At 50.8% G+C, this 16,142-nt stretch carries 8 protein-coding genes; all 8 read right to left on the reverse strand.

What is annotated here, in order from left to right:
• Positions 1 to 5 precede the first annotated feature (5 nt).
• The 8 genes from ACYVGO_RS00075 to ACYVGO_RS00110 all read right to left on the reverse strand — a co-directional run bounded on the left by ACYVGO_RS00075 (position 6) and on the right by ACYVGO_RS00110 (position 16,010).
• Entirely contained in the window at positions 6 to 1,172 is a 1,167-nt protein-coding gene (locus ACYVGO_RS00075; RefSeq protein ID WP_460966568.1) for an LLM class flavin-dependent oxidoreductase, read from the reverse strand.
• A gap of 53 nt (positions 1,173 to 1,225) precedes the next feature.
• Positions 1,226 to 2,953 (reverse strand): amidohydrolase, encoded by a 1,728-nt coding sequence (locus tag ACYVGO_RS00080; protein WP_460966570.1) that lies wholly within the window; start codon positions 2,951 to 2,953, stop codon positions 1,226 to 1,228.
• 53 nt (positions 2,954 to 3,006) lie between these two features.
• Entirely contained in the window at positions 3,007 to 4,476 is a 1,470-nt protein-coding gene (locus ACYVGO_RS00085) for a RagB/SusD family nutrient uptake outer membrane protein (RefSeq protein WP_460966572.1), read from the reverse strand.
• Positions 4,477 to 4,497: 21 nt separating this feature from the next.
• Entirely contained in the window at positions 4,498 to 7,662 is a 3,165-nt protein-coding gene (locus tag ACYVGO_RS00090) for a SusC/RagA family TonB-linked outer membrane protein (RefSeq protein WP_460966575.1), read from the reverse strand.
• Positions 7,663 to 8,508: 846 nt separating this feature from the next.
• A complete protein-coding gene (locus ACYVGO_RS00095; protein ID WP_460966577.1) occupies positions 8,509 to 9,384 on the reverse strand; it encodes a DUF1684 domain-containing protein in 876 nt (291 codons plus the stop codon).
• Between the two features lie 35 nt (positions 9,385 to 9,419).
• Entirely contained in the window at positions 9,420 to 11,141 is a 1,722-nt protein-coding gene (locus tag ACYVGO_RS00100; protein ID WP_460966579.1) for a tetratricopeptide repeat protein, read from the reverse strand.
• Between the two features lie 114 nt (positions 11,142 to 11,255).
• Positions 11,256 to 12,716: a RagB/SusD family nutrient uptake outer membrane protein gene (locus tag ACYVGO_RS00105; protein ID WP_460966581.1), complete on the reverse strand. Its 1,461-nt coding sequence runs from the start codon at positions 12,714 to 12,716 to the stop codon at positions 11,256 to 11,258.
• Between the two features lie 102 nt (positions 12,717 to 12,818).
• Positions 12,819 to 16,010, reverse strand: a complete 3,192-nt coding sequence (locus ACYVGO_RS00110) for a SusC/RagA family TonB-linked outer membrane protein (RefSeq protein ID WP_460966583.1) — start codon at positions 16,008 to 16,010, stop codon at positions 12,819 to 12,821.
• Between the last annotated feature and the right edge of the window lie 132 nt (positions 16,011 to 16,142).

The following is a 16,142-nucleotide window of genomic DNA, read 5'->3' on the forward strand; positions in this document are numbered from 1 at the left end:
TATAGTTAAACGAGCACGGCGGTGGTTAACGGGGTAACGGGTTCTTCGGCTGGGATTCGGCCTTGTAAGCGGGGCATTGATACATTGGGCAGGCGCGGTAATACCAGCTTGGCGAAGTAGTTGGCTTCTTCGATCAGTGGAAACCCGGAAAACACGAACGACCGAAACCCCATGTCCATATACCGATTCAGCTTGGCCACCACCTGGTCCGCACTCCCAACCAGCCCGCCCCCACAGCCGGAAAATACCTTACCGATGTGTGTCCAGAGGATGTCTTCAACGTACCCGTCTTCATCGGCGTTTTCGCGGAGCTGGTCTTGCCGAAGTACACCCAATGAGCGTGAATCTTCCCCCCGAGCCCGGATTTCCAGCCCCCGTTGATCATCGAACTTCGACATCAGGCGCTTGGCGTAGGCGCGGGCTTCGGCTTCCGTTTCGCGAACGATCACGTGGATACGGAGGCCAAAATCAATTTTTCGTCCATAGCTGGCGGCCCGGGCGCTCATATCCTTGAGGGTTTCATACATGCTTTCTTCCGATTCGGGCCAGTTCAGAAAGACATCGCAGTATTGGGCGCAAACGTCGCGCGATCCACTGGATGTACCCCCAAAATAGAGCAGTGGGCCGCCATTCTGCTGGTAGGGTTTTACTGGGTCGGTTGGTAAATTGACCTGGTAGTATTTGCCTTTGTAATTGATGCGATCCTGCGTCCAGGCCTGTTTCAGAATTTCGATGGTTTCGATGCAGCGTTCGTACCGCAGACCCGGTTCTTCGCGGAAGCCGGGCAAATCGGAATTAATGATATTTAAAATTAGCCGCCCTCCGAGCATATGGTCGAGCGACGCCAGCGCCCTGGCCAGCATAGGTGGATGAAATTCGCCGGTGCGTATAGCCACCAGTAAGTTGATTTTCTGGGTGAGGGTGGCAATCCCTGCTGCAAACGTCAGCGGGTCCTGTCCGACGGTATAGGCCGTTGGGAATAAGATTGAGCTGAACCCTAGTTTTTCGGCTTCCAGCGCAATATCCTTGCAGTGCTCAAAATTACTCCGGCGGCTGTTGTCCAGTACGCCCAGGTATTCGGTATCGCCCCCAATAATGTCATCGAACCACGAAATTTCAGCAACGCGTTGTGGGGTTCGGACAGATACCGGTTCTATTTTGGATAAAGTCATTCGTATGTGCAGATTAACGGATTGGTAGGCAGGATGGTCCTGTACTGGTTGTCCTAACGCTTGTAGATGGTCTTGCCTTCCTTGATGGTTTCGAGCACAATCAGGTCTTTAATGGCTTGCGGATCGATGGTCAGTGGATTGTCGGAAAGGACAACCAGATCGGCCAGCTTGCCGGGTTCGATAGAGCCTTTTGTGGCTTCTTCGAAATATTCATAAGCACCATTGATCGTAATGGTTCGCAAGCCTTCAATGGGCGTTAGTCGTTCGTCGGGGCCAATGGTTTTGCCTGAACGGGATTGCCGATTGACGGCTGTCCACAGTAGAAATAGCTGATTTACAGGTGTTACTGGGAAATCGGTGTGGTTGGTAGCAATGATGCCTTTTTTGAGTGCCGTTTTCAGGGGGCTCGAAAAGAAAGCCCGTTTCTCGCCCAGGTTTTGCACGTGTACATCGCCCCAAAAGAAGGTGTGGTTGGTGAAACAGGCTGGTAACATGCCTAACTGCTTGTACTTATCCAACTGATCGGGGCGCACAAATTGTGAGTGAATCACGACGGGCCGTCGGTTGGTACTGGTCGTTTTTAACTCCCGATTGGCGTTTTCAACAGCCTCGATGTACATGTCGATGGCCGCGTCGCCGTTGCAGTGGACAAATACCTGAATGTTGTTTTCGAACCCCTTTTTTACCGCTGCGTTGAATTGCTCCTGCGTGGTAACTGGAAATCCCCGACAAACTTCACTATCACATCCCGGTACCTTAGTTAAATACGGCTGACCGAAATAAGCCGTTTTGCCTTGTGGCGAGCCATCCGACATGAACTTAAAGCCATTCAGTTTCAGATGCTTGTCCAATACTCCGTATTTGAACTCCGGGTTGCCCAGCACTTTGTCGATAATGCCATACGACGGTAAGGTTTCAATGTCGATGAGTAACTCGCCCCGGTCGGCGGCTTGTTTGAGCAATTGCAGGGATTCAAAACTGGTGCTGCCGTCCTGAGCGGTCGTGATGCCCTGACTGGCATAGTACAACTGCTGATCTTTGAGCGTTTTGAGCTGTTCGTCCAGCGTAGGCGTTTTGCTCGGGCGGTTGCGCCGGACAAGCCCTTGCGCCCGCTCCTGAAGTAAACCGGCCGGTTCGTTGGAGCCATCTTTCCGGACAATTATACCCCCGGCAGGATCTTTGGTGGCGCTGTCGATTCCTGCCGATTTCAGCGCGGCTGAATTGGCCACGGCCATATGTCCGGAAACGTGTGTAATTACAACCGGGTTGTTGGGAAATGCACCGTCCAGATCGTCTTTAGTCGGGTGGCGTTTTTCGGCCAGTTGGTCCACATCGTAGCCAAAGCCGTTAATCCATTCGCCATCGGGGATACTTTTCTCGGCCTTGTATTTTTTCAGTTCCGCAACCAGATCGGCTATGGTTTTTACTGGTCCAACGGGGGGAGCGGCTACGTTAGCTGTTTTGGTCCATTCGAGGCTCATGAAGTGGCTATGACCATCAATCAGGCCGGGAATAACCGTTTTGCCACCCAGGTCTACGACAATCGTTTTGCCATCTTTCAACTTGTTGATGTCACTGACCGAGCCAACGGCCAGGATTTTGCCCGCTTTTACGGCCACGGCCTGGGCCGTCGAGTTCTTCGCATCAACGGTAATAATCTTGCCATTGATGTAAACCTTATCCGCCGTTTCTTTGGCTGGCTTTACGGTATCGCCAGGGCCTTTGGCCAATGCCAGTAGGGGTAGAGCGGCTATGGCAAGTAAGTGGAATGTCTTTTTCATTGAGTTGGGATGTAGTTAGTGACATGGGCCGCACGGGCAGCCCACGCTACAGTTTATTTCGGCGATAAGCCATTATACGCCAGTTCGTTACTAGGGATAGCCCATACGTAATTGCTGGCGGTGGGTAGGACTTCAGGGGCGGTACCGGCGGTTCCGGTTTTGGCGGGTAGGGCTTGGACACGTCGGAGCAGATCAGGGGTTCGGAAACCTTCGCCTAGGAGTTCAATGCGCCGTTCGTTCAGGATGGTAGTTACCAGATTTTCTTTCGTGTCGATGCCGCTTGTAAAAGTGTACGTAGCATCGGATCGGTTTCGAACGGCTTTCAATAAGGCTGTTGCTTTCGTTAAATCGCCGGTCTGCGCAGCGGCTTCGGCGTAGTTAAGCAACACCTCGGCATAGCGGATCACCGGGATATAATCTGTGTAGGGAGCGGAGTTTTTTGGGAACTTCTTCACCAGTTTCTGTCCGGTTGCATTCGTGCTAATCAATCCTTTCCGGGCATCAACCGAGGTGGCGGATGCGAAAACCGGGTCTGCCGCAATTCCCGCCGAATTCAGGTAGACAACGGGTGTCAGGTAGTTTGCTGCCACCGCACTTTGCAGGGCGGGGGCTTCGGCCGGGTTAATAAACGGAATTGTAAACACGGCTTCATTACCCACATACGACCCGGCAAATACGGTGGCTACATTGGCCTCAAGCTTGTGGGTCAGGCTACCCGAAACGTACTGAAACGGGGCCGCAGCCGAGACGAGTTTAGCGGCTTCGGTAACGACGCTGGCATAATCACCTTTCGATAGATAGACACGGGTTTTCAATGCAATTGCTGAAGCTTTGTGGGCTCGTGAAGCATTCAGTAACGCGCTTGAGTACGAAACCGGAAGATCCGTTTCGGCTTCGTTTAAGTCCTTGATGATCTGCGTGTATACATCCGCTACCGAACTAAAGGCCAGGTCGTTGTTGCTGCTGGACGTTTCGGCTTTCAGTCGAAGGGGGAGGGCCGGGCTGGTGCTGCTTTGGGCGTAAGGTTTCGCATAGGTTTGTACCAGACTTAGATAGCTGAAGGCCCTCAAAAACTTCGCTTCGGCTATATACCCCTTCCGAACTGAATCAGGAATAACGGTTGATGCGGCCAGATTGTCGATCAATAGATTTGACGAATTGATGGTGGTATACCCCGCACTCCAGACCGCATTGACAAAGTCGCCCGAGGCCGAAATGGACTGGTTCCAGACGTTGGCACCGGTGGAGTTGTTGCCGTCATTCTGGCTGAATTCATCACCCCGCTGTTCGTTAAAGACCTGGAACCGGCCCCCGTAAAACGACGCCGCACTGAATTGAGAATAGATGCCATTTACCTGAGCCAGAATCTTGGCCGGCGTACTGTAGGCCGATTCGTTGGAAATACTGGTAACGGGTACGGCCTCCAGAATATCCTTATGGCAGGCAGTCAACAACACCGCCGAAATAGGCAGGATGGCCAAGGCCCGGATTGTATAGTGCTTAACTGTTTTTATTGATTTCATGAGTTACGAACTGAAAAAGTCTTAAAAACCAATGTTTAAACCGACGGTATAGACCGAGGCATTGACGGGGGAATTCTGGTCTTTGCCCGAGTTGATGGAGTTTCCGTTGATGGATATCTCCGGGTCGGAGCCGGTGTACTTGGTGATGGTATAAATGTTCGACGCCTGCACGTAGGCCCGCGCCGATGAAATGAATTTGCTGATACCGAGCTGCTGCACGGGCACCCGATACCCCAGCGAGATATTTTTCAGCTTGACGAACGAGCCATCTTCAACATTCGTAGTGTTGGCCGATGAGAAGCCGCCGGTAAAACTGTCGCCCCAAACGAGTTTGGGAATGTCAGTTACCTGGCCGGGGGTTGTCCAGCGGTTCAGAATGAACGTACCATTGTTGAAATAACGTTGGTCGGAGATGGTGGCCCGCGTTCCGTTATAGAGTTTATTGCCACCCGAGAAGATGATGCCCACCACTAGATCGAAAGGCCCGTAAGTCAGGTTGTTGTTCAACCCGCCATAATAGGTAGGCAGGGAAGGCCCCTGAATCCGGCCATCGGCATAGTTATCAATAACCGGGGCCGTAGCGCCATCGAGGGTCGAGAAGCTTTTGGTTACGGCATTGTACTGAACAACCTGATCGTTGCGGTTGATGTATAATTTATTGCCATTAGCTGGGTTCACGCCTGCCGTTGGCACGGCGAAAATAGACCCAACTGAATAGCCCACACGGGTAATATTCTGAATCCCAAAGGTGCTCAGGGAGGTCGGGTAAATATCACCCCCGGTGCCTAAGGACGTGACCTTATTTTCGAGCGTAGCGATGTTAAAATTGGCATTCCACTGGAATTTGCCTTTATTAATGATGTTCGCGCCGATTGATAGCTCGATCCCCTGGTTGTACAGGGAGCCTACGTTGGCAGCAATGGAATTGCCCGGAATCCCCTTCGATGAGGGTTGGGGGGCGTTCAGAATCAGGCCATCGATGGTGTTTTTGTAATAATCGGCCTCGATGGTGACGCGATTATTCCACAAGCCGAGGTTCAAGCCGATGTCGATTTTCTTACTCGTTTCCCAGCGCAAATCAGGATTCCCAGCCTGCCCGAAATAGAGGCTGGCTACGCCCGAGTACGTTCCCGAACTAAACTGTGACAGCGATGCGTAATCGTTGAGACTACTATTACCGACAACCCCGTAACTGGCTCTGATTTTGACGTCGCTAAGTGTTTTGGCCAGCGATGCGTTTTTGTAAAACGATTCCTCCGATAGGTTCCAGCCAACCGATCCGCCCCCGAAATTTCCCCACTTATTGCCCGCAGCCAGTGCCGACAGGCCATCCCGCCGGAAGTTGAAGCTGAACATGTATTTGCGCTTATAATCGTAGCCTACATTGCTGAAATACGACAGCAGACCATTTTCTGAGTAGACGTTCGCGCTGGGGGTAATGGTGGTAAATCCACCCTGATAGTTCGTGTAAAACGGATCGGCCAGACCGGTGCGGGCAGCGCCCCAGCCATCCACTTTCCGGTAGATTTCTTCGTGCCCAATTAATAGTCTCAGGTTGTGATCTTCGTTGAAGGTCGTGTTGTACGACAGCGTATTGGTCCAGTTGGAGCGGTAATAGGTTGTTGTCGAGTTGGTGGCGGCTCCATTGGTGGCAAATCCATCGCCACTGTACGGATTTCGGAACTCCTTGTTTTCAACCACGTAGTTATCCAGGCCGTAAACCGTTTTCAGCTTCAGATCTTTCAGTAGCTCAATTTCAGCGAACAGACTCCCGATGAGGGTGGTATTGGCCGATGAATTCTTGTCCAGATCTAAAATGGTTTGCAGGTTATACGCGTTGAAAACGCCCAGCGTCGAGCTGTTTGGGCCATACCCAATATTGCCGTTGGCCGTGTTAATATTATAGGTTCCGTTGGCATTATAAACAGGAACGTTTGGCGGTAGAATGTAGGTCAAGCGCGCCAACGGTTGTAAGCCAATGTACTGAGTATTGACATTATTTCCCGACGAGGACGCAACCGAATTGGGGCCGATAGCGCCCGAGTTTGGTCCCGCGTTCACTGATTTGCTGAAGGTCAGGTTCGTTCCGATGCTGATGCTTCGGTTCAGCTTATGCTCCAGATTGACCCGGGCCGATTCGCGTTTGAAGGTGTTGGTTCGCAGAATGCCGTTCTGGTCGGAGTGGTTGACCGAAAGGAAATAATTGGTGGCATCGTTCGCGCCGGAAACACTAATGGTATGATTCTGGGAAACGCCCGTCTGATAGGCCACATCGTACCAGTTCGTGCCTACATCGCTCCCGTCTGCATTTTTGCCCAGCACAAAACCGGGGGTAAGGCCCGCATTGACCCTCGCTTCATTTTTGATAGTAACGTAGTCGGCCGGGCTTAGCATTTTGGGTAAATTGTAGGGCGTATTAAAGCTCGCCCAGCCATCGTAGGTTACTTTGGTACGGCCTTTTTTGCCTTTCTTGGTGGTAATCACAACAACCCCATTAGCCGCCCTCGATCCGTAAATGGCCGTTGCCGAAGCATCCTTCAAAATATCAATGGTCTCAATATCAGACGGATTAATATCCGACAATGGATTGTTTCCCACAGAGCCACCAGACGAACCCGTAAACACCGTGACCCCATCGACGATAAAGAGCGGGTAAACCGATGAAGTGATGGAGTTGATGCCCCGGATACGAAACACCGGCGTGTTGTTCAGCGCACTGCTGGGTTGTACAATGTTGACACCAGCCGCCTGCCCGCCCAGAAGCTGGTCTAAACTTTGCGCCGGGCGATTCTCCAATTGGGTCGCGCCAATTTTAGCGGCCGAGCCCGTAAACGATTTTTTACTTTCGCTGGAGTAGCCCGTCACGATTACCTCGCTGAGTTGGCGCGTATCGGCTACTAACGCAATGTCGAGGTTAGTGGCATTGGTAATGGGTACTTCCTGATTTGTGAATCCAATGGAGGTAACAACCAGTTTTTTTGCGCCCTGGGGTAGTTGGAGGGAGAATTTGCCGTTGCTGTCGGTTTGGGTTCCGATGGTACTACCCTGAATAACAATGTTGGCACCTGGGAGCGGCTCGCCATTATCAGCCCGAACGGTACCGGATAGACGTGACCCGGTTGATTGTGCCAGCAATCCTCCAAACGAGAGTAGCCAGACTACTCCCGCAAATAAAAGTTTTTGCATTACTTTGTCTTGGTTATGTGAAAAATGAGGCCGGTCAGAGCCTTATTGTTAGCCAGCCGGAACGGTTGCCGCCGTTTCGGCTTTTTTATGCCTCGTAGACCAGTTGCCGCTGGACCACGAGACTCGTACTTTTTTACATTCTTACCGGAATTCACCTTATCGGTGAAATTATAAAACTATCTATTCGATTGATTTTATAGAATAAATAGCTGTCTACTTAGTTAGTATGTCATTGGTTGCTATATATGTTAGGCTGGTGCGTGTTGCTCCGCTTCTGTTAAGCAGGTATCAGACCCGGCTATCGAACGAAGGATTTAAGCCTAGTGCACGTTCTGATTTCGTCTGTGCAATCGGCGATAAAACGGGGGGGTATAGATACCGGTGAAGGATGGATTTTCAGGACGTACTCATGGCGAACTCATTACTAATCTTGTTAATTAGTAGGCAAAGGTGAATAGTTGATTTCGTTTTTCCAAAAAAATGTAAAAAAATGGTTATCAGGTAATTAGCTATTAGTCTATCGAGAAATACTGTTATTGCCAGCAGTCGATAAGTCTTTCTACTTAACTGAGGGCTGTGCTAAAAGGCCTTAAATTGCCTTTAAGTTTTAGAGATTGAGTTAGTTAGCGTAGGTGGGGATATCTGGTTTTAGGCTGGTTTAACCTGGCTGGTACGTACAGCAAAGCCCTATTAGTTTCAATCAATCCATTGTCAGGTCTGATCAAACCAATAGGGCTTTAGTGAGCATTGCGTAGTCATATAACCGAAACTATCGCCAGACCGACCCTAACCTGGTAAGGTCGGCTGACGTAGTAAGGCACTTACTAACCTATTATGCTAACACGTTCAATGATCGCCGTAGCGTTTTTCTCCCGCAGTAATGGCCACTGCCAGTTTATTGTCCTTGGGTGGCGTTGGACAGGTTGCATAGGGCGTAAAGGCGCAGGGCGGATTGGTGGCTTTGTTGAAATCAAGATACGTATAGCCATCTGCGTCAGGGCCGGGGGCGTCTAAAAACCGGCCACCTCCATATGTATCATGCTTATTGCTCAGATCGGCGAAAACGAAGTGCAAATGATTGAGATTCCCGGTCGCGTCGAGGCCATACTCTTTCCCATTTACTGTAAACAGCAATCGCCCTGGCGAATCCTGATCGCTTGTCCGACCAGTAATATCCGTGATCGCAATTTTCTTGCCCGGCGTTGGTACGAACTTCGCTTTCAGGCGCCAGTCGGTACTGATCGGATAAGTGTCGATGCCTTTAAATTCTTTAACTGATGGGCTTTCCAGGTCGCGCAGTCGGATGGCGTATTTATCGCCCCGCTGGATCACAAACCACCGGAGCGATTTGTGTTTCAGGACGATGGGTTTGCCCGTATAGGGGAAAATATCCAGGGTTGTCACGGGTTTATCGCCTTCAAAAATCTGCGCTCCAGCTACCGTTTCCAGCGTAACCTTCCCGTTTTTCAGGCTGATTTTTCCCAGTCTGGCATCGCTGTGATCAGACGGGAATACAATTGAATTCCTGTCGCTGCCCCCGAAGGTATTGTCGCCCTCTTTCAGCCAGAACAAGCCCGCCAGGTTAAGCCAGCCTTCTTCTTTTTTCAGGTCTTCCTCCCGCTTTTGGTGCCACTGTTTGATCTCCTCTTCGTAGGGTAAATCCGCCGTAAACGCCAACAACAGTAGAGGTGCCAGAAATAACCAGTTTGTTTGCTTTTTCATGATTGTCTATATTTTATTGATTTGTAAGCTATTGACTATAAAGGAAATAAGGTCTTGTCGCCAAACTGGGCGATATGTTTTAGATGACCAGCATATTCGTTGGACTTGGTGATATCGCCTTTTTGCTTGTACACCTTATACAGCCCCCAATAGGCATTGGCCGAATTCGGATGTCGTTCCAGCAATTGCGTGTAAGCCGCAATTGCTTTGGTATATTCCTTTGCTTTTAAATGGGTTTCGGCCAGGCTGATCAGCACCGGACGGGCATAGGTTGGCGGTTCGCTGTAGCCAAGCTCATCCTCTTTTTGTTTGGCTTTCTCCAGCAGCGCAACGGCCTCTTTGTATTTATTCTCCGCGCTTTTTATGACCCCCTGCAATTCAAGCGAGGCTACGTTTAAATCGTTGAGTCGGCGGGGGGCAATCACCGCGTCGGCCGATAGCTGGTTTGCGTTGCGCCAAAGCGCTGCATCGAGTGCATCGGCAAACCGTTTGGCATCCTCGATTCGGTTCGTCTTAACGGCCTCCATGCCCGATGCGAAGTAGAACAGCCCGTCTTTGTAGGCAATGGCTTTATTGGTGAACAGGCTGTCTTTATCCAGCTTAATAGCCTCCAGCCGGTCGGCCGCTTTCTTATAAAACCCAAAACACAACTCCATTTTTGCTGGGGCAATAACGCCCTGATAGAAAAAGCGGCCTTCGTATTTCTTTTTTCGCTCTTTGGTTGCCGGCATGGCTTTCAGCTTCTCGGCATAATACAGCGCCGTTGCATAGCGGCCATCTTCGGCACAATTCGACAGCAGATAATTGATGTTGTGGATGTAATTCCAGGCATCGACTTCCGGAATGTGCTGCTTTTTCATGTAAGCCGAATCCACCGCCAGCGAGGCCACAAAGGCGTCGTAGGCTTTCTTGTAATCGCCGATTTTGTAATAAATGTGGCCCGGCATATGCACCATATGCCCCGAAGCGGGAGCCAGTTTAGGCAACAGTTCTGCACTTTCGACCGCCTGATCGGGGCAGCAGTTTTCCATCAGATGAATCCAGTAATGATGGACGGCCGCGTTGTTGGGATGGGTTTTGAGCAAATCGCGCAACAGGTATTCGGAGTAGAGCTGGCCTTCCCGCGGATTCAGGTCCGTGTCGTAACCACCCATTTTGCTCAGGGCCAGAAAGAGTTTGGCGTCTACATCATCGGGGTATTTATGAACAATGATTTCCAGCTTTTTCTGGTATTCCTTCTTGCTGTTATCAGTATCGGCGTCGCGGACAAGAATGGCCTCAGCATAGAGTTTCTCGTGTTCAGAGGCCGAATCTTTCAGGGCTTTTAGCTTTCTGATAGCCAGCTTTTTATCGGCTGCAAAGTCCGTTCCTTCAATAGCGCCAATGGCACTATATAGTCCCCAATACGGCATAATGGCGGTTGAGTCGTGCCAGATTGCTTCCTTGAAGGCGCGGTAGGCTTCGAAATCCCAGAAGCAATGGAGCAGAGAAACTCCCTGTTTGAAGTAGGTCTGCGTCTGCCGTGATTTGGTTTTTATGGTCAGGTCCGATGTGCCAATGCCGCTTAGTAATTCAGGTGCGGGTAAGTTGTGAACATACACTGTCTCTTTCCGATAATCCTGAATATGACTCAGGTGGTTATGGCCGAGATCGTGGCTGTCGCCATCCTGCACATCGTGGACATGATCGGCCTGGCGAACCCGCTGCCCCAGCGCACTACAAGCGATTAGACAGAAGAATAGAATGAGGAGTTTCATGAAATGTAGTAGCTTATAAATTAGATTACACACAGAGCCACAGAGGACATAGAGTTATAATTATTATTTTCCTGTTTTTTCTGTGTTCTCTATGGCTCTGTGTTTAATCCGCCCTTAATTCAGCAGCAGTTTATTGGTCGTGATCTCGGTGTTGGGCAATGGGAAAATGTAGTTGCTCTGCGAGGGCAATACCGTCGGTGCACTGTTCGAACTGCTCGACTTGGCGGGTAAGGGCATCAGGTTTCGGAGCAGGTCATTGGACCGGAACCCTTCTCCCAGCAGCTCAATGCGCCGTTCTTTCAGAATCGTATTGACCAAAGCGTCCTGGGTATCAACGGCACTGGTAGGGAATGTATAGCTGGCATCCGACCGATTCCGAACGGCTTTCAATAAGTTCGTTGCTGTGGCTAGATCTCCCGTGCGAGCTGCCGCTTCGGCATAGTTTAGCAGCACTTCCGAGTAGCGGATAATGGGCAGGTAATCCAGAAACGGCGACGGTTTGCTGTATTTGGTCAGGAACTGAACGCCCGAGGCTGTACGGGCAAATGTGCGTCGGGCATCGGTCGATTTCCATTCGGTTTCTCCCCATATTCCGCTGGGATTCAGGTTGTACTCCGAATTAGCATTGAACACATACGGGAACGATGACTGACCGGTTACGTTGTCCAACTCCGTCATGGGTACCGACAGGATCGACTCGGTGCTGGTGTAATTCGTCGTGAATATCTCGGTAATGTTCTGCAACTTATGGTTCACGCCCGTTGCCGCCGAATAGGGAGTCGTTGTCGAAACGATTTTCTTCGCTTCCTCAATCACTTTGGCCCAGTTGCCGCTGTTCAGGTAAACACGTGTTTTTAGAGCGATGGCGGTGTTCCGATGTGCCCGCGTTGTGTTGAGTAACGCGGTTGAATAGTTTAGGGGAAGATCCGCTTCGGCTTCGTCCAGGTCTTTCAAAATCTGGGTATAGACTTCGGCTACTGTACTACGTTTTAGGTCGTTATTAGCGGTCGTTGTTTCGGCCTGTAAACGAAGCGGTAAGCCCGGAGATGTGCCTTTATTCTCGTTGTAGGGCCGGGCATACAGCGTGACCAGACTATAATAACTAAGGGCCCGAAGGAATTTCGCTTCGGCGGTATACTGTTTGGTCAGCGTAGCACTTACCTTAGTTGGATTGTCGACCAGCCCTTTTATAAGGATATTTGCGTTGTTGATGGCTGCATACCCAGCCGCCCAGAATCCTGCCACAAAGTTCGATCCTGAATTCAGGGTCTGATTCCAGGCTTCATAAGCTGTGAACGTATTGCTGGTTCGGTTGATGAATTCCTCACCCCGCGCTTCAGAATAGGTAAAGTAGTTACCCCCGTAAAAATTGGCGCTTTTAACGGATTTGTAAATCCCATTGACCAATCCCAGAATCCGGTCGGGTGTGTCGAAGGCATTTGTCCCGCTGATGGCTGTAGCAGGTGTTGGATTGAGTAATTCCGTATCAGTACAAGCCGAGATCGTTAGGGCTAAACCCAGGCTCAGATAGCGACTAAAACGGCGAATGGATGTATTTGAGGTCTGTTTTTTCATGATGATTGTAGTTGGTGTATTCTATAGTTTTGCCCCCAACCTCCTCTGAAGGGGGATCTGTCCAAGAGGGAGCATTGCCCCTTTAGGGGGTTGGGGGTAATTCTAAAACCCTACGTTAAGGCCAAATGTGAAGGTTCTGGCCTGACCGATGGAATTCTTTTCGACACCAGGAGTGGTGTTGGAATTGCCGTTCGAAGAGGATTCTGGATCGGCTCCTTTGTAGGGTGTGAGTAAAAAGAGGTTTGATCCCTGTGCATACACCCGAACTGAACTAATGCCCGTTTTACCAAAAATTGAGCTGGGCAATCGATAGCCAACCGATGCGGTTTGCAGGCGAAGAAAATCACCTTTTTGGGCATTGGTCGAGACGGGGAACGACGAACCGCTGGACGTCTGATCGTTATAGACCAGGCGGGGGACGTCGGTGATATCGCCCGGTTTCTGCCAGCGGGTCAATACTTCGGTGGAGTTGTTGTAGGCCCGTTGGTCGAGGAGGGTTGCGCGGGTGCCATTCATGATCAGGTTCCCCCCCGAAAACGTCAGGTTGAAGCCAGCATCGAAGTGTTTGTATTTGAAATTATTCGAGAAACCGCCGTACCAGTTCGGGAGTGCATTGCCAATCAGGTAATAATCGGCACCTGTGATCGCAGCCGCCGTCTTACCATCCAGGTACGTCCACTGGCTTTCGCCCGGCGCTACTACCTGACTATACTGAACCTGCTCGCCTTTGGCGTTGATGAAAATACGGCGGCCATTGTCGGGGTTCACCCCCGCTGTTTTGGCACCATACAAACTACCCACTGAGTAACCAACCCGCGTGATATTGGTGGTCTCATAGGCCACCATGGTTGTGCCCACGATGTCGGTATTTCCATCCGAAAGAGCCGTTACTTTATTACGCAGGTTGGTGTAGTTGAAACCCGCGCTCCAGGAGAAATCACCTTTACGAAGAACCGTACCGTTTATACCAATCTCAATTCCCCGGTTATACATCGCCCCTACATTGCCCAGAATCGCATTGCCCGGAATACCTTTCGAAACGGCTTGCGGAGCGCTGAGGATCAGGCCATTCACGTTGTTGTTAAAGTACGTCAGATCGACCTGGATACGATCATTGAATAAGCCAAGATCGGCACCAATGTTCGTTTGGTCGCTGGTTTCCCAGCCCAGGTTTGGGTTGCCTGCCTGCGAAATGGCCCAGGTGGGAACGCTTCCGTACAGCGAGCCACTGTATAACTCCTGCGAGTTGTAGGCATTGCTCAGATTGCCATTGCCAACCCGTCCCCAACTGGCGCGAAGTTTCACATTCGTGAGCGTAGCCGCCAGTCGGGAGTTCTTGTAAAATCCTTCTTCCGACAAGGCCCAACCGCCTGATACCCCGCCGAAATTACCGTATTTACGTCCCGTCCCCAGCGCCGAGTTTCCATCCCGCCGGAAGTTGACCGTTACGAAATACTTCTTGTTGAAATCATACGTCAGGCGCGAAAAGACCGATAAATAAGCCCGCTCACTCAGGTCATTGTCGGAGGCTGTGATGACGCCCCAGTTACCCTGATAATTCTGAAAGGACTGATCGGAAGTCTGAGTACGTGTAGCACCCCAGGACGAATTGTTGAACTTTTGTGCATCGTAACCCGCCAGTAAGGATATGGCATGCTTGCCGTCAAATGTCTGGTTATACGTTAAGGTACTGGCCCAGTCCCAGTTGTCGCGGATGGCCGTGGCATTATCAACTGATCCCTTGCTGGAATATCCGTTGCCTTGAATGGCACTATCGAAACTGACGTTGTCGGTTCGCAGCCGGTCGATGGAGTAGGTCGTTACGAAGTCCAGATTCTTCAGGAGCTTGGCCGTTGCGCCGATGCTGCCAATGATGCGGTCATTGACGGACGTATAGCGGTTTAAATCCAATAAGGCCACCGGGTTGCCGAAGTTGCTGACAAACTGATTGTTTCCTACGCCAATGGTGTTGGGGCTGGCTGGGTTGATGTTATAACTTCCGTCGGCATTGTAAGCCGTAACGTTAGGAGGGAGGGCAATGGCGAGTCGGGCCGCCGAAACCAGCAGGAATGTTGTGTTAGGTGTTGATCCCGAGTAGGGCGACTGGTTATTGCTGGTATTGTACGATATGCTTCCTTTCAGTTTCAGCCAGCTCGTGATTTCCTGATCAATGTTAAAGCGGGCCGCTTTCCGGGCAAATTCGTTGCCTTTCAGGATGCCGTTTTGCTTGGTATAGTTCGCTGAAAAGTAATAGGTTGTAGTTGGCGTGCCGCCCGATACGCTGATATTCTGACTTTGTGATACGCCCGTTCGGTAGATGTAATCGTACCATCGGGTATCTACCGCCGATCCATCCGCGTTTTTATTTGGGAAAAATAAGGCCGATGCTACGTTATCGTTCTTCTCATTACCACCCAGAATTTTAGCGTTCAAAACGGCCTCATTCTTAATGGCAATAAACTGTTCGGCGTTAAGCAGTTTTGGCAATCGAACCGCTTCCGAAGAACCTACCCAGCTTTCGTAGGTGATCCGGGGTTTTCCGGCTTTTCCCCGTTTGGTGGTAATCAGTAAAACACCAGCTGCCGCTCTGGAACCATAAATGGAGGTTGAGGCCGCATCTTTCAGCACATCAATCGACTCAATATCCGCGGGATTAATGTCGCCGAGTGGGTTGTTGGGTACGGCTGTACTGGCCGATACGTTACCCGTATTAATGGGGATTCCGTCGACCACAACGAGCGGATACGAACTCAGCGAAATCGAGTTTACGCCCCGAATCCGAATGACGGGCGGGTTGTTCAGGACGCCATTGGGTTGCGCAATACTTACGCCCGCTGCCCGGCCTTGTAACGCCTGATCGAAACTTTGTACGGGCTGCTCTTTAATGGCATCGCCGTTGACCCGCACGGCCGACCCTGTAAATTCAGCTTTCGTCTGGGTTCCGTACCCAACCACCATTACTTCACCGAGTAGCTTGGTGTCGGCAGTAAGGTCGATGTTGATGACCGAACGGTTCTGGATGGCTTGCTCAATCGGCGAGTAGCCAATGAACGAGAAAATAAGGGTGGCGTTCGCGGGCGCATTCAGTTTGAAACGACCTTCCTGATCGGCAGTGGTACCGGTTGTGGTTCCTTTTACCACAATGGAAACGCCCGGTAGGGCCTCACCCGTTTGTTTGTCTTTGATCGTCCCGGAAACGCTTTGTCCCTGGGCATGGGCCTGGCTAACCACGAATAAGAGGATAATACTTAGCCGGATCGCGTTGTGTAGTTGACGTAAAATTCTGTTTGTCATTGATTTATCTGTTCGGTTGTACATTCTGGATTGTGCCTACCGCGCTGACCTCACTACTGAGGTCGGGCGCAGTCCGCATTGGCGGATCACCGGGTTGCCGGTGCGGTAGGGCTTTTTTGGTGCGTGTTGCAG

The sequence above is a fragment of the Spirosoma migulaei genome, assembly GCF_054776855.1.